The sequence below is a fragment of the Paenibacillus sp. RU5M genome (assembly GCF_900221055.1).
Lineage (GTDB): Bacteria > Bacillota > Bacilli > Paenibacillales > Paenibacillaceae > Paenibacillus > Paenibacillus marchantiae.
In genome coordinates this window covers 614827-630992 of the sequence record NZ_OBQM01000003.1, presented here as the reverse complement: position 1 = coordinate 630992, position 16166 = coordinate 614827, and the positions used below count along the sequence as shown (strand labels likewise).

The window sequence follows — 16166 nt, the reverse complement described above, 5'->3', positions numbered from 1 at the left end:
TTTTGCCTCCCCGGTTTATGCAACCATGCTGACCGTATATCCTCCCCCATACGACATGGAATTCGTACCGGAGCTTGAATAACTGTACATCACTGGCTGCATTGATTGAGACGGCAGAGTCTGCTGCAAAATCGTTCCCGCCACAGCCATCGGATCATCGGTCTGATTCAGGCATAGATCAATTAAACGGGCTGTATCACCGCTGCGGAACGCCAGTAAATAACTGCGCAGTTCCTCTCGATTTTGCTGATGTTCCTCCAATCGATTCGTCTGATCAGAATCCGTTTCGTTCAGGCTGTGCCTCACTTTCGCCAGAGCAGAGCGGGCACGACTTAGGGCAGCTTTGACCGCCCCTTCCGTCGTATCCAACAGTTTAGCAGTCTCTACCGTCGTGTATCCCATCAAATCACGTAACATATATATCGCTCGCTGCCACGGTGGCAGTTCATCCACAAGGATTTGAACAGCGGACTCGACTTCCTCGAATCGCTCTTCTTCCTCAAATTCCTGCATAAATGGCTTCATGCTTTCCAATTTGCTTGCCAAGTTCTCACGCTTCCGTATGGCGTCAATCCAGGTGTTGCGTGCAACACGGATAAGATAGGCTTCCCAGTTCATGTCCTCTGTCATTCCCGTTCTTCGGGTAGCTGAAAAGGATAATGCTTTAACACATGTATCCTGAACCAGATCCTCCGTCTCCCAGACTGAACCAGTCAATGACATGCAATAGGCGTACAACGAGCCCAGCAGGCTCGGAAGCGCAGCTTCAATCGTTTGCTCTAACGTATATCCGGTTTGAACACCGGAATGGCTAAATGGTGCAACCTGTTTATCATTATGTGGTCTGTTGATTCTGCAATCCACGGACTTCACAAAGGCCATGTTTGGGGCCCCCCTTTGTTGGTTCCTGATTGATCTTGCTTCAATTCACTTGCTGTAATTGCCTTACACTATGTAAACGAAGAACCTCCGGCAAAGGATACGCTCTTCTGAATTTATTTTTAGCATTGTTGTCCTATTCTCCCAGCTTCACCTTCAGACCGGTAAGTGCCAGCGTAATCCCCTGATTCAGATCATAATTCTGGCGTACATCGACGTCGTGAGACATATGTGTAAAATAGGTCTGACCCGGTTTTAAATCCTGCAACAGCTCCTGCGCCTCAACCATATCGTACACCGAGCGTGTGGAGAATTCCGCAAGTTCATGAACAAAGCTCGTTCCAAGTACCAGCAGATCGAGCCCGTATAGCGGCTGCTTCTCCGCAGCTTTCAGATCAATGGCATCCGAGCAATACGCCCAGGTGTATCCTTCACGTTCCAATCGATACGCATACGAATAGCCATTATGACCGTGGCAAACTTTCCAGGAATGCACCTTCCATCCACCGAGCTCAATATCCGCATCCGTTTCCATGAAATTCATATGACGACCGAGCCATGGAAATTGACTCTGGATGGTAGTGATCACCTCCCGTGGTGCATACAACTGCCCTTTTACACCCAACCATCGACATGCATCTGCCCATTCGGGCAAGCCTCCAATATGATCAAAATGCGCATGAGTGATCAGCAGCGTCTGCACCATCCGCATCCCCTGGTCTTCCATCTGTGATCTCCAGTCCGGTCCGCAGTCAATCATGAAAGGTTCGTGCTCGCCATCACTATGAATCAAAACAGCAGCACGTTTGCGGCGATTGATCCCCGTAAGTCGGGCTTCTGTGCAAACGTCACAATCACAATACACCCGCGGAACACCCATCGCATCCCCGGTTCCCAGAAATGTTAGCTGATTCATTATGAAAGTCCCCTCTCTATCCCGGAAGCAATACATCCAAATTTATGTTCCATCCGATTAATGATATGTAAATTGTAATCTCCCACCTCTATTTTTGCAAAAAAAAAAGACCATCCCGCCGCAGTTATTCACTGCAAACGGGACAGTCTGTTGTTTCACTAAACCAAAGCCCGCAGCTTCAACGTCAGCTCTTGGCCCTCAGGTACATCTTTGGATTCGGTAATCACCCAGTTTGATGCAAGGCGTTTTGCCAGCACATCTGCCTGCTCCGGTTTTAATTTCAACCCGGTTACGATGCCTTCACCAACAGTGAAGTCTTTCTCCGGCTGTAATCCGAAGGACTTCTCCAAGTAGATCCCCAGACCACCACGAGTGTTAAAGGTAATCCGGTAGCCGTCTTTAACCGCGCCTTCCAGATTCTCGCCATGCTCGTCCGCATAGGAGAAAAGATCATCATATCTGTAGTGCTCCTCAGACACGGCATCAAAAGCAGCAACATCTTTGGCCTGTATCGCTTCCAACAAAGCTGCATCCGACATGCCTTTGCTACGAGCCTGTTCCAATCGAATGGCTGTATTTTGGGACAACTTAAACTCAGCACTCATCCAACTCACACCTTCCTGTCACTATATATCGTTATTCCATGATATTCCTAATCCATTATATCCTGTCTCGATAGCCGGATACAAAGTGTCCTGGTGAAACTTCCATCCACTCCGGTTCTTCATCCCGTCCCCGAGCGGATGGGTCGGTATCCCCACTGTAGATCGGTGGCATAACGTTCCGTACCGTTGGATCAGGTACAGGAATTGCTGCCAGCAATGCCTGGGTATACGGATGTACCGGATTACGGTACAGTTCTTCTGTTGGTGCCACTTCCACCAGCTTACCGCGATACATCACACCGATTCGATTGGAGATGTGGCGTACCATCGACAAATCATGGGCAATAAACAAATAGGTCAGTCCCAGCTCTGCCTGCAAATCTTCAAGCATATTGACCACCTGTGCCTGTACGGACACATCCAGAGCGGACAACGGCTCATCACACAAAATGAACTCCGGGTTCACCGACAATGCACGGGCAATGCTGATCCGCTGACGCTGCCCTCCACTGAATTCATGTGGATAACGCTCCGCGTGCTCTGGCTTCAGGCCCACACGGTTCATCAGGTCAAGCGCTCGCCCCTTCATCTCTGCTTTGGAAGCATAATTATGAATTTCCATGGGTTCACTAATAATCTGCAGGACATTCATACCCGGATTTAGTGAAGAATAGGGGTCCTGAAAAATCGTCTGCATCCGTTTGCGAAAAGGCTTCAACTGGCGTTCATTCATTTTCGCAACATCCTGTCCGCCAAACATAATGCTTCCGTCCGTCACATCATAGAGTCTCACGATGCTGCGTCCAGTCGTTGATTTGCCACAGCCGGATTCACCAACCAGTCCAAATGTTTCTCCCTTGTGAATATGAAAACTGACGTTATCCACGGCTTTCACGACGTCTTTGCCTTTGCCAGCACCACGTACCGGAAAATGTTTTTTCAAACCACGCACGTCCAGCAGTACTTCACGCTGATCGATTCCTGTACTCATTTCTCCACCTCCTCTGACGATGCTCCTGTTTGTACTTGATGTTGTTCCCGACCTTGATCGTCCAGCAACCAGCATAGCGCTCGATGACCGGGTGCAGTCTCGGTATACGCAGGCATCTGTTTGCATACTTCCATGGCGTGTGGGCAACGTTCCATAAACGGACATCCGGTTGGCGGATGAAGCAGATTGGGCGGTGTACCTTCAATGGTTGCCAGCCGCTGGCGTCCACCTTCCTCACCATGCTTCGGAATGGAGCGCAGCAATCCCTGAGTATATGGATGCTGGGGATGAGCGAAAATACGCTCCACTGGCCCCTCTTCCATAATGAGTCCACCGTACATCACAATCACTCGGGTACAGACCTGAGCAACGACACCAAGGTCATGCGTAATCATCAGAATGGATGTCTGCGTGGAATCTTTCAGTTCCTGCATCAGCTGTAAAATCTGTGCCTGAATGGTCACATCCAGCGCTGTCGTCGGTTCATCCGCGATCAATAACTCCGGCTTGCAGGACAGAGCCATGGCGATCATTACCCGCTGTCTCATGCCTCCGCTGAACTCGTGTGGATATTGGTCAATCCGTTCTTCCGGAGAAGGAATGCCCACTTGCCGCAGCAATTCAATCGCTTCCTTGCGTGCAGCCGACTTGTCCATTTTCCGGTGACGATGAATGACCTCTGTCATCTGTTTGCCTACAAGAACCACTGGATTAAGTGATGTCATCGGGTCCTGGAAAATCATCGAGATGCGGTTGCCCCGGATTTTGCGCAGCTCCTTGTCCGACTTGGTCAGCAGATCCTCTCCACGGAACAGAATCTGACCATCCGTAATCCGGCCCGGCGACTGGATCAGCCGAATCAGCGAACGGGCGGTAACACTTTTGCCACTTCCGGATTCGCCGACCAGCCCAACCACTTCGCCTTCTTTTAACGTAAAACTCACACCCCGGACGGACTGTACCTCACCTTCCCGAGTTGCAAAGGACGTTTTCAGTTGTTTGACCGATAATAAATCTGTCATTGTATTCACCCCGCTGTGTAAGTTCAACCAAAGAATATTTACACTAGCCACTCCAAAGACAGAACAACCTTCCGATCGCTGTTATCCCCAGATTTTTTTGATTCCCTTTTCGTAAGGGAAAATCCGGTGATAAAGGCGAACTCTTCGCTTCTTCAGGTTATTTCTGTCTTCTCCGTTCTCGTGTAAAATGTTTAGTCGAACCTATATTTAGTCGAAAATCATCTATCGCTTGTTCGCTTTGGGCTCGAAGGCTACGCGGAACACATCCCCCAGGAAGTTAAACGACAGCACCGTCAGCAAAATAAACAATCCCGGGAAAATTGCCATATACGGCGCTTCACTAATAAAGCCCTGTGCATCATTCAACATGCTGCCCCAAGAAGAGTTCGGTTGTTTAACACCCAGTCCGAGGAAGCTTAGTGACGATTCCATCAGAATCGCACTCGCGATGTTGATGGTTGCTGCGACAATAATGGTTGGAATAATGTTGGGAATAATGTGCTTCATAATGATCCGGCCAGGCTTTTGACCCGATACACGCGCATACAGTACGTATTCCCGCTGCTTGACCGACATCGCCTCAGCCCTGACAATCCGGGCAATATTCATCCAGCTCAGCACCCCGATAATGACAATAATCGTACCGATCCCCGGCTTCAGATATGCGTTCAGGATCAGCATCAGGAAGAAGGATGGAATCGACATGAGCACGTCAACAATACGCATCAACGTATTATCCACCCAGCCGCCAAAATAACCACTAACCGTCCCTACCAGTGTTCCCATAATAACGGCAATTGCCATCGAAAGGAAACCTACGGCGAGAGACACTCGTCCTCCGTATAACGCCCGAGCCAAATAATCCCGTCCGTAATCGTCCGTACCAAACCAGTGATCTGCACTCGGCTGTTGAAGCCGCTCCATCACTACAATTTCATTTGGATCATGTGGAGACAGAAACGCAAACAGGGATGCGAGTACAAAGATGCCCAATATGATGACAGCCGCAAGGCCCAGTTTCTGCTGTCGGAACTGCGTCCGTAGATTACGCCAGCGCATTGAATTCATTTTTGTCTCACCCCGTTGTCTTGATTCGTGGATCTACCACGCCATATAAGATATCAGCTACCAGGTTTCCGACGACCAGCAGCACAGAGGACATCATCGTAATGCCCATAATAATTGGATAATCCAAACCGTGAACGGCCGAAATCCCGAGAGATCCCATCCCCGGCCACGAGAAAACGGACTCCGTAATAAACGCTCCCGCAATCAGCTCCGGCAAAGACATACCGAGAATCGTGATTACAGGCAGCAGTACATTTTTGAGTACATGACGAAGCAGTACCGTTCCTTTGGTTGCCCCGTAGGCATATTGGATTTGAACATAGTCCTCTTCCAGTTGACTGATTGTATTCGATCGAATGTACCGCATGTACACGGATACGTTCATGAAGGTCAAAACGGTACATGGCAAAATGCCGTGTTTGATAATATCCCAAGCGGAGTCCATACCAACCGTTCGCATACCCATACTTGGCAACCAGTGCAGCTCTACTGCAAAGAAATAGATCAGCATCATACCGAACCAGAAGCTAGGAATCGATATCCCGATGTATGAGATCAGGCTGAGTCCACGGTCAAACAGACTGTTCTGACGCGAACCCGCAATCATGCTCAGCGGAATGGAGATCAGCAAAGACAATAATAGCGATGCCCCCATTAAACCAAACGTAGCAGGCAAACGTTCAACAATCATTTCGGCAACCGGGCGATGGTTCACCAGTGAATAACCAAGGTCACCAGACAGTACATTTTTGAGCCATACGACATATTGCACGTACATCGGTTGATCAAGACCGAGGTTTTGCCGAATACGCTCCACATCTTCTGCCCCCATATTCGGGGTAACAAAGGAAAGCACCGGATCGCCCGGCGCCAGCTTGATCAAGGTGAACGATACGATGGAGATTACAAAAAGAAGAGGGATCGCTTGTGCGATCCTTCGGACAATATAGTTGTTCACATGGGCACCTCCGAATCAACGCCGGCCTCGCGGCCGGCGTTATTGGCTTGTTATATAGAATGAACGCAAGTGGATTGAACAAAGGATTCACATCGGCCACTCCGATGGCAGAACAATCTTCCGATCGCTGTTATCACTAGATTTCTTGATTTCGTATTCTAGAGGAAGAAATTCAGTGATAAAGGCGAACACGTCGTTTCTCCAGATTTTTTCTGCCCTCTACGTTCTTTGTAAATCTCAAAGGTTCAAACAATACGTTCATTCTATATGATTATTTTTTATAAATTTTGGACAGATCTTCAAGCATAACGACTGGTTTTGGATTTGCATCTTCAACGCCGCCGTATGTGTTATCCACAGCCACTACAGCATTCGTGTAGGCAATTGGGTATACAGTCATTTCGTTTGCTACAGTTTGTTGGATTTGTTTGTACAAATCACCACGTTTCGTTTCGTCAATTTGAACGGCTGCTTCATTCCACAGCTTGTCGAAATCGGCATTTTTGTAATGGGAGTAGTTGTATGCCGCATCACTCAAGAAGAGAGATTTATAAGCATCTGGCTCATAACCCATGATGTATCCACCAAAGGACAATTCAAAGTCTGTATTGTTCATGTCCAGTGTACGGTTACCATAAGCTGTTCCATCCATCGGCAGCAATTCCACTTCAATGCCCACGTCTTTCAGCTTTTGCTGAATGTACAGCGCTTGGCTTGTTTGTGGTTTGTTCGTATTTGTGTAAGCAAGACGCAATTTCAAGTTGCTTACGCCTGCATCAGCCAGCAATTGTTTTGCTTTTTCTACGTTGTAGTCGTATTTCTCCACATCATCCGTTTGGTACAGCGTGTCCGGTGTGAGAATGGACGGAGCCGGTTCAGCAAAATCAGCTGAGGAATACGAAGCGGTGATCAGTTCATTTTTATCCAAAGCATAAGCGATGGCTTGACGAACTTCTTTCTTTTGCATCGAAGGCACGTTCAGGTTGAACACCATGTATTGCAAGCGGCCTTCTGGGTAAGTCAGCATGTTGAATTTGCCTGTGTCGTTCAATTTGTTGTAATCCTGTGTGTCGACCATACGCATTTGAATCTCGCCGTTTTGCAAAGCCAGGTTCGCTGCATTTGGATCTTTCGCTACACGATACGTCACGCTATCCAGATGAGCTTTGCCTGCAAAGTAGTCATCAAAACGTTCCAGTGTTACGTATTCGCCCGGACGGTATTCCTTGAACTTGAACGGACCGGAACCGATCGGGTTGTTGTTTTTGTCGCTTTTCTCAATATCGGCTTCGCCTTCGAAAATGTGTTTAGGGATTGGAGAGAAAGAAACCAATGCTCCTTCGAAAGCAGCAGATACTTCCGGCAATTTGAATTCCACCGTCAGGTCATCGACCTTGGTTACTTTCACCGGTTTGCCATCAAAAACATACTGACTACGGGAAGAACTGTGCTGTTTCTCATCAAGGATGCTGTCCATTGTGAACACAATATCATCGGCTGTCAGAGGCTGTCCGTCATGCCATTTCAGACCGTCTTTCAGCTTCAATGTATACGTCAGGTGATCATCAGAGAAGCTGTCGCTTTCTGCGAGCACATACGTTTTTTTGCCATCATTCACATTGAACAGTGGAGCATATAAGGATTGATCAATCGTCAACGTTACACGGTCACCCGCGTAGATCGGATTCATCACTTTAGGATCGTCCTGAACGGCAATAATGATGCTTCCTCCGTCTTTCGGTTGCCCATCATCCGTTGTTGCTGTATTTTCTGCGGTATTAGACGAAGAACTTGTTCCGTCACCGCTGCTTCCGCATGCACTCATGATTGCCACAACCAGAACCAGCATCAATGACAGCCACATTTTTTTCGATTTCATTATGATATTTCCCCTCGCTGTAATTTAACGTTCTGTTAGATAGTATAGGCAAGGATTCGACAAATTGCAACGATTTTTTCCAACTTAACCTATCGGGTTTAAATGAAATAACATTATTGTCTAGCAATGCAAAAAACCTCCAGCTCACGTTATGTCGTGAAATGAAGGTTTGGATGACAATTCATCTTCTGAAATTCAATAACAGGACGATGCTCGTACGGGCTTACAACCCGGCTAACACCTGGTACCATACGCCTCGTTTGGAATACAGTGTACTGCGTACCTTGTCCCATCCGCCGAGGTAGTTAATATCGAACAGACCTTCTGGCGTTGGGAACGAGGACTTCGTCTCTGCAAACACTTCAGGGTCTACCGAACGGAAACCATGCTTGGCAAAAATGCGCTGTGCTTCCGGTGTTCGTAGATAGGCTACAAAAGCCTCCGCCAATTCACGATTGCCATGCTTATCTGCATATTTGTCCACGACAACTGCCGGATTTTCAATCAGGATCGTGTTTTTGGGAACCACGATGTCATAATTTACACCCTTGGCAATCCGGGCAAGCAATTCATTTTCATACGTAACGATAACGTCACCCACGCCATATTCGAAAGCCGCCATAGAGGATCGACCACTCTTATCCAGTGACTCGACATTCTCATGTACTTTTTCCAGAAAAGCTTTGGCCACGGCAGGATCTTTCTTGCCTTGCTCCTTCTCAGATAACTTCAACCCTGCACCATAGATGGCATTAATGTCCCACTGTGCTCCGCCTGACGTCTTGGGATTAGGATAAAGCACTTTAACACCCGGCTTGGTTAAATCTTCAAAATCACGAATCCCCAGCGGGTTGCCTGCTCTTGTACCCAGAACTACAATGGAACGGGTGATCATGCCTTTATTCGGAGCCTGCTTCCAATTGGAGCTGACCAAATCGGCTTTGACCAGCTTGTCGATATCACTTTCCATCGCGAGTAGCGCAACATCAGCTTCGAATCCACCAACAATGGCTCTGGCTTGTGTGCCAGAAGCTTCATAGGATTCCTGAAAGTGAACCGTTTGTCCGGTCTTTGCCTTCCATTCTTCCTGAAATTTGGGCAGCAATTCTCCGACGGCGTCTTTGGCTACACTGTAAGCACCGATTACCAGCGTATTGGATTGGTCGTCCGTCGAGGTTCCGTTCTGTCCGCTCACATCTTCCTGCTTGCTACATCCAACGGTCATGCAGACGAGCAGAAGTATGAGGACAACATATAAAGGGTTGAATTTCTTCTTCCTCGTCTGCATGGGCAGCCCCTCTTTTCCAAAAATAAGGATCATTCCTGAATTAAATGATGTTCTGATTAGATGATGACCGGCATTGGATCTTCCTTCAATCGGTTCTCAACAACCCAGCTATGGGTATCATTGAACAGATATGCCCGATGCACAAGCACTCGAATTTGTTGGCCGACTTGCAGCGTTGTTTTCTCCAGGGATCGATACGTAATGAGTTTATGGCCCTCAACTTCCACTTCCACCATCCATTCACTTCCACGGAAATGAAGGTGTTTGACTGTACCCTTTTCAGTAGCGGACAGCATGCTAAACTCGTTTTTCAAACCGATCTCGATATACTCAGGCCGGATCAGTGCACGTGTGCGCTCTCCTTCCACCGCATGTTCGAAGCCCTTAAGCTGTGAAGCGTCTTCCACAACGGTAGATTCCCCTATAAATGTGGCAACAAAAGGCGTCTCTGGATTTTTGTAAATATCCCATGGCGTACCCTTCTGCTCCAAGCGCCCTTGGCTGATAATCATGATTTCGTCGGCAACTTCAATCGCTTCATCCTGGTCATGGGTTACAAAAATCGAAGTGATGCCCACCCGTTCAATCAGTTCTCTGAGCCACGAACGCAATTCCTGACGGATCTTGGCATCAATGGCGGCGAACGGTTCATCCAGCAGCAGCAGCTGCGGCTCAGGGGCCAATGCTCTGGCAAAAGCGACACGCTGCCGCTGTCCACCAGACAATTGATGTGGATAACGCTGTTCGAAACCTTTCAGCCCTGTCAATTCAACCAGCTCCATGACCCGATCACGGATCTGGGCTTTGGGAGCCTTTTTGACCTTGAGTCCAAAGGCGATATTATCAAATACCGTCATATGTTTGAACAAAGCATAGTTCTGAAATACAAATCCGATTCCTCGCTCCTGCGGAGGCAGATGGTTTACAACTTTTCCGTGAAAACGAATCTCTCCGGAACCCGGATTCTCCAGACCCGCCAGCATACGCAGAATGGATGTTTTCCCACCTCCGCTGGGTCCCAGCAAACCGATAAGATGGCCTTTGGCAATATCGAACGAGACATCTTTTACCGCATGAAAATCACCGAAATGTTTGTTCAGATCACGGACTTCCACATGCATCTCAATGCACTTCCTTTCGCTTCTTGGCCCATTCCATCATAAGCAGCAGCCCGACAGAAAAAGTAACCAGTACCAATGCCACACCATTTGCGGCAGCTACGTTAAAATTCTCTACATCCTGATATACAAGCGTTGTTGCCGTCTGCGTTTTGTTCATAATGTTACCCGAAACAACCAGCACTGCACCGAATTCCCCAAGCGAGCGGGCAACCGTCAACACAAGACCGTACACAACCGCCCAGCGGATGGAAGGCCAGGTAACACTCCAGAACGTTCTCCAGCCGTATGCACCAAGCGTTGACGCAGCCTCTTCCTGCTGAGATCCAAGCTCCTGCAAGACAGGCATCACCTCTCGAACCATCAGTGGAAAAGTGACAAACAACGTTGCAATGACCATACCCGGGAAGGCATAGACCACATTAAATCCGATTCCTTCAAAAAAAGCGCCCATAATGCTGTTGGGACCCAGCAGTAGTACAATCATCAATCCACCAATGACTGGCGATACGGCATAGGGCAGATCCACAATGCTGTTCAGCAGCCCTTTCACCCGGTCACTCAGCCATCCGGCGCGAACAAGATAGATGGCCATCATAACGCCAAACAATGTATTTAACAGCGTGACGACAAGTACAACAAGTCCAGTCATCATCAAGGCATGCAGCGCCTCAGGGCGCAACAGCCCATCCAGGAATCCTCCTGCCCCGTCTTCAAATGCACCAATAAAAATACGTCCAAGCGGGATGATCAGCAGTACAATGAACACCGCAAACGTCAGTCCGATTAATAGTCGCCTCATCGTCTTCTCCCCCGCATCTGCACCAGATTAATGAGCCAGAGGATCAGGAAGGAGAGTGTTAAGAGCAGTACGGACACGGCCGCGGCACCGGTTGGATTGTCACTTTCGATCTCGCCGTAAATAAATACGGAAGCCGTCAATGTTCTTCCCGGAATATTGCCTGCCACCAGCACAACAGCCCCGAATTCGGCCAGTGCTCTGGAGAATGCGAGCATTCCCCCACTAATCATGCCCGGAGCCATGGACGGAAGAATGACCTGCCTGAACGTGCGAGCCTTCGACGCACCCATCGTGTAGGATGCCTCTTCCTCTGAAGGATCGATCTCTTCGAGCAAAGGCTGCACCGCACGGATGACAAATGGAAACGTAACAAAGGTCATTGCGATCACAATCGCAGGCTGGTGAAACACAATTTCAAAACCCATGGATTCCGCCAATTTGCCAATGGCACTGATCGGACCTAGGAGAAGCATAATCATCAGGCCACCAACGGCTGTAGGAAGAGCAAAAGGAAGATCTACCAGACTGTTAAGGAACGACCTCCCAAAAAAGCGATAACGTGTCAGCACCCAGGCAATCATGGTTCCCAAAATGACGTTAATCACCGTAGCTATAACAGCCAGCCGGATCGTTAACAGCACGGCTTTCCATGCAATTGGGTCCATAATGCTTTGGATAAAGTTGCTCCATCCTTCAGAGAAGGAATTGACGTACACACCGATGATTGGAAGTACAATGAGTACGATAAAATATAGCAATACGGTACTGCGGAATCCCCAAGTCCATCCCTTGTGACGAAGAACGGTATTCATTGCTGCATTCCCTCCCAGCCTCCGGTTCTATGTCCGGTCGGCAGTCTTCCTGCTTTGGTACAACCATTTTCCTAAGTTGGATTTTATTACTTTAATATTATTCCCATTAGTCTACTTGGTTTTTGCTTATCTGATACTTTACCAGTTTGCAGTGCTAATCGTCAATGCTTTTATTGAATAAAATCGGCTTACCTGTGAGATGGATTCATATGTAATTACACTGCCTACTACGCGGCCAGAACAACCATCCTATCGCTGTTATCCCCAGATTTCTTTGATCCCCCTTTATCTAAGTGGTTTGTTTGGTATGGAATGGTTAAGGTACAATCTAGAGGATAAAATGTGGAGCAAAGGAGTGGAGTAATATGTTATATACGAAGAATTTATCGCCATCCCGACGGGATGAGATGAAGGATATTACGCGGGAGGTGGAGCAGGTTGTCGGTGACAGCGGTGTGCAGAATGGGACTGTATTGATTTATTGTCCACATACGACAGCAGGCATTGCAATTAATGAAAATGCAGACCCGGATGTCAAACATGACGTGCTGCTTCGTCTAAACGAAGTATACCCCTGGGAACATCCCGAATATCGGCATGCTGAAGGAAATACGGCTTCTCACTTGAAATCGATCACAACCGGACCATCACAAACGGTGATTATACATGAGGGCAGATTACTGCTTGGCAGATGGCAGGGCATCTATTTTTGCGAATTTGATGGTCCTCGTCAACGGGAATATTTCCTTAAAATCATGGAAGGTTAGCTCCATTTCAACCCCATTTCTAATGATTTGCCATTGATTAAAATAAAAAAACAAACAGGCGGCCCACCCTATTCTAGGGATGTAACCCGCCTGTAATGATCTACTTCGCGCAAAAACTTTCGCGAGACAACGTTATAAAGAATTAATGTTATGACAATTCACCGCCCTGAAGTGTGGAGTGCGACAAAAGCGCCTTATTGGACGCCAGGCTGGTGTTGGAGATTACGGCAGAGTACTTTGACATGAGATAACGCAGCCGATTCAATCTCTGCAAAGGTTAAACGGTCCTGAATATAATACGATATGAATCCGTGCATGGACAAAAACAGCGTACGTGGTACACATTGAATATCCTCTTCTGTACAGCCCTCTTCATTCATGTATTGCCGAATAATGGAGGCGAACAATTCAAAGCATCTTCCTTGCTCTGTACGACAATACGATAGCAATTCCTCATCCCGAATCATGAACATAATCTCGTACTGATACGGATTCTCCAAACCAAAACGAATAAACTCCATCATGATATGTTCCACCTTGCTCACGCCGCCCATGACTGGCCTGACCATGGCTTGCAGCAGCAAATGCCCCAGATGATTGAAATCTTCAACCACGATGGCATAAAACAGCTCTGCCTTTTCCTTAAAATGATAATACAGCGACCCATGACTATAGCCTAGATGCTGGCCGATGCTTCGCATCGAAATGGCACGGTATCCTTTGGTAATAAAAAGATGCCTTGCCGCCTCCAGTATCCGCTCCCTCGACAACTCCTGTTCGACTGCTCTTCTAGCCATATATTTTATTCCCCTTCAATAAAATAAAGCCGCTGTCCCTCCGTGATCCGGGATTGCCCTTGCGTCAAATCTGTGATCCAGGCCACAAATGCCCCGGTTTCACTATCCGGCGGAAGACAAGTCAACGTAACCTTATCGGTGAACCCAGTTTCACCTGTACGGACTTCCCGGCTCCTTAATTCATTTTCCACTTTGCCCAGCCATGTGTAATCCAGTTCAACAAACACTTCACGATGGAGCACTTTGGTAATCGCTTCCCCGGCTTCTATGGCTGCAACTGCTCCATCCGTATAAGCGCGTATTAACCCACCTGCTCCAAGCATAATTCCTCCAAAGTAACGTGTAACAACGATAGCCACATTCTTCAATTGCTGATTTTTGATGAATTCAAGTATCGGTTTTCCAGCGGTTCCGCTTGGTTCACCATCATCGGATTGCTTCTGGATCTCATCCCGCTCACCAATCATATACGCCGAGCAGTTATGAGTAGCATTCCAATGTTTTTTCTTGATTTCATCAATAAAAGCGTTGGCTTCTTCTTCTGTCGTGACCGGCATAATATGACCGATAAATCGCGACTTTTTGATTACAATTTCCAGATTGCCCGGTCCTCGAACCGTGCGATAACGTTCAATCATCCCTATCCAACTTTCCACCAATTTGATCCATTTTACAAGAAAGCAGTTCCCCGCGCGCACGCGGACGAACTGCCTTGGTTTAACATCCGGGAAACCATTGCTTCACAATGACTCCCCGAATGTAATTACATTACCTTATTTAACTATATGAGCAGACCGATGAATTATTCAGAAAGTCTCGCTTCCAGCGCTGCTTTCTCTTCTTCAAAGCCTGGTTTGCCCAGCAAAGCGAACATATTTTTCTTGTAAGCTTCCACGCCTGGTTGGTCAAATGGATTGACTCCTAGCAGGTACCCACTAATGCCGCATGCTTTTTCAAAGAAGTATACCAGATATCCGAAAGAATATGGAGACATATCTGGAATGTTCACAATCAAGTTTGGTACTTGACCATCTGTGTGTGCAAGCAGTGTTCCTTGGAACGCTTTTTTGTTAACAAAGTCCATTGTTTTACCTTCAAGGAAATTCAGACCATCCAGATCATCCGGGTCAGCTTGGATCGAAATATGCTCCGATACTTCAGCAACCTGAATCACAGTTTCGAAGATGTTCCGGCTACCCTCTTGAATGAATTGACCCATGGAGTGCAAGTCAGTCGAGAAATCAACGGATGCAGGATAAATCCCTTTATAGTCTTTACCTTCACTCTCTCCGTAAAGCTGTTTCCACCATTCGGATACAAAGTGCAAGGATGGCTCGTAGTTCACGAGGATTTCTGTTCCTTTACCTTTGCGATACAGTGCGTTACGAACAGCTGCATATTGATATGCTTCGTTCTCAGCTACGTTCGGGTTGCTGTATTCTTTAGAAGCGTCAGCCGCACCTTGCATCATTTCTTCGATGCTGATGCCAGCTGCTGCGATCGGCAGCAAACCTACAGCCGTCAGAACGGAATAACGTCCACCTACATCATCCGGGATAATGAAGGATTCATAGCCTTCTTCATTCGCCAGTTTTTTCAGTGCGCCGCGCTCTTTATCTGTTGTTGCATAGATACGTTTGCGAGCTTCTTCTTTACCGTATTTTTTCTCCAGTGCTGCACGGAAGATACGGAAAGCAATCGCTGGCTCCGTTGTTGTACCGGATTTGGAGATAACGTTAACGGAGAAATCTTTACCTTCAACCAGATCCAGCAAATGAGTTACATACGTGGAGCTGATGTTGTTTCCTGCAAAGTAGATTTCAGGCGTTTTGCGTTTGTCTTTGGGCAGATTGTTGTAGAAAGAGTGCGTAAGCATCTCAATCGCTGCACGTGCACCAAGGTATGATCCACCAATACCGATGACGATCAGCACTTCAGAATCGCTTTGGATTTTAGCAGCCGCTTTTTGAATACGGGAGAACTCTTCTTTGTCATAAGCGGTAGGCAGGTCGATCCAGCCCAGATAATCCGATCCGGTTCCCGTTCCGTTGTGGAGCTGCTCGTGAGCCAAACGAATCGGTTCAGCGAAATAGTCCACTTCATGTTGATTGACGAATTGCAGGGCAGTGCTGTAGTCAAACTTCACTTTTTTTGCCATGATCTATAAAACCTCCTGATATCGGTAGCGTATTTTTTTCCGTTTTCCATTCTAAAACAACTTAGCCTAAGGATACTTCAAATCCACAGGGCTGACAAGCTTGCAG

General features: G+C 47.5%; 16 protein-coding genes. 1 reads left to right on the top strand and 15 read right to left on the bottom strand.

Going from position 1 to position 16166, the window contains the following annotated elements; all coding sequences use genetic code 11:
- Positions 1-15 precede the first annotated feature (15 nt).
- The 12 genes from CRO25_RS13465 to cysT form a co-directional block, all read right to left on the bottom strand.
- Positions 16-882 carry an RNA polymerase sigma factor gene (locus CRO25_RS13465; RefSeq protein WP_079695309.1) on the bottom strand — a complete coding sequence of 289 codons (867 nt, stop codon included), beginning with the start codon at positions 880-882 and terminating at the stop codon, positions 16-18.
- Between the two features lie 133 nt (positions 883-1015).
- Positions 1016-1795 carry an MBL fold metallo-hydrolase gene (locus CRO25_RS13460; protein WP_079695308.1) on the bottom strand — a complete coding sequence of 260 codons (780 nt, stop codon included), beginning with the start codon at positions 1793-1795 and terminating at the stop codon, positions 1016-1018.
- Positions 1796-1953: 158 nt separating this feature from the next.
- Positions 1954-2400, bottom strand: a complete 447-nt coding sequence (locus CRO25_RS13455) for a hypothetical protein (RefSeq protein WP_079695307.1) — start codon at positions 2398-2400, stop codon at positions 1954-1956.
- Positions 2401-2455: 55 nt separating this feature from the next.
- Entirely contained in the window at positions 2456-3391 is a 936-nt protein-coding gene (locus tag CRO25_RS13450; RefSeq protein ID WP_063564391.1) for an ABC transporter ATP-binding protein, read from the bottom strand.
- Positions 3388-4413 (bottom strand): ABC transporter ATP-binding protein, encoded by a 1026-nt coding sequence (locus CRO25_RS13445; RefSeq protein WP_079695306.1) that lies wholly within the window; start codon positions 4411-4413, stop codon positions 3388-3390. Before CRO25_RS13445 ends, CRO25_RS13450 begins: the two co-directional genes overlap by 4 nt.
- Before the next feature lie 222 nt (positions 4414-4635).
- Positions 4636-5481, bottom strand: coding sequence for an ABC transporter permease (locus CRO25_RS13440; RefSeq protein ID WP_053781729.1), 846 nt, complete (start codon positions 5479-5481; stop codon positions 4636-4638).
- 7 nt (positions 5482-5488) lie between these two features.
- A complete protein-coding gene (locus CRO25_RS13435; protein WP_064639956.1) occupies positions 5489-6439 on the bottom strand; it encodes an ABC transporter permease in 951 nt (316 codons plus the stop codon).
- A gap of 271 nt (positions 6440-6710) precedes the next feature.
- Complete coding sequence (locus tag CRO25_RS13430; RefSeq protein WP_079695305.1) at positions 6711-8318, bottom strand: ABC transporter substrate-binding protein; 1608 nt, start codon at positions 8316-8318, stop codon at positions 6711-6713.
- Positions 8319-8541: 223 nt separating this feature from the next.
- Complete coding sequence (locus CRO25_RS13425) at positions 8542-9606, bottom strand: sulfate ABC transporter substrate-binding protein (RefSeq protein ID WP_079695304.1); 1065 nt, start codon at positions 9604-9606, stop codon at positions 8542-8544.
- 56 nt (positions 9607-9662) lie between these two features.
- Positions 9663-10727 carry a sulfate/molybdate ABC transporter ATP-binding protein gene (locus CRO25_RS13420; RefSeq protein ID WP_079695303.1) on the bottom strand — a complete coding sequence of 355 codons (1065 nt, stop codon included), beginning with the start codon at positions 10725-10727 and terminating at the stop codon, positions 9663-9665.
- A gap of 1 nt (position 10728) precedes the next feature.
- Positions 10729-11526, bottom strand: coding sequence for a sulfate ABC transporter permease subunit (locus CRO25_RS13415; protein ID WP_064639962.1), 798 nt, complete (start codon positions 11524-11526; stop codon positions 10729-10731).
- Positions 11523-12338 (bottom strand): sulfate ABC transporter permease subunit CysT, encoded by an 816-nt coding sequence (cysT, locus tag CRO25_RS13410; RefSeq protein WP_063564398.1) that lies wholly within the window; start codon positions 12336-12338, stop codon positions 11523-11525. Before cysT ends, CRO25_RS13415 begins: the two co-directional genes overlap by 4 nt.
- A gap of 365 nt (positions 12339-12703) precedes the next feature.
- Here cysT and CRO25_RS13405 point away from each other — a divergent pair, with 365 nt between their 5' ends.
- Positions 12704-13105 carry a secondary thiamine-phosphate synthase enzyme YjbQ gene (locus CRO25_RS13405; protein ID WP_079695302.1) on the top strand — a complete coding sequence of 134 codons (402 nt, stop codon included), beginning with the start codon at positions 12704-12706 and terminating at the stop codon, positions 13103-13105.
- Between the two features lie 194 nt (positions 13106-13299).
- On the opposite strand, the gene CRO25_RS13400 is transcribed toward CRO25_RS13405, so the two are convergent.
- From CRO25_RS13400 to CRO25_RS13390, 3 genes are all read right to left on the bottom strand, one after another.
- Positions 13300-13902, bottom strand: coding sequence for a TetR/AcrR family transcriptional regulator (locus tag CRO25_RS13400; RefSeq protein ID WP_063564400.1), 603 nt, complete (start codon positions 13900-13902; stop codon positions 13300-13302).
- Between the two features lie 5 nt (positions 13903-13907).
- The gene (locus CRO25_RS13395) at positions 13908-14540 is read right to left on the bottom strand and encodes a YigZ family protein (protein WP_079695301.1); all 633 of its coding nucleotides are present in this window, start codon (positions 14538-14540) and stop codon (positions 13908-13910) included.
- Positions 14541-14704: 164 nt separating this feature from the next.
- Positions 14705-16060, bottom strand: coding sequence for a glucose-6-phosphate isomerase (locus CRO25_RS13390; protein WP_063564402.1), 1356 nt, complete (start codon positions 16058-16060; stop codon positions 14705-14707).
- Positions 16061-16166 lie beyond the last annotated feature (106 nt).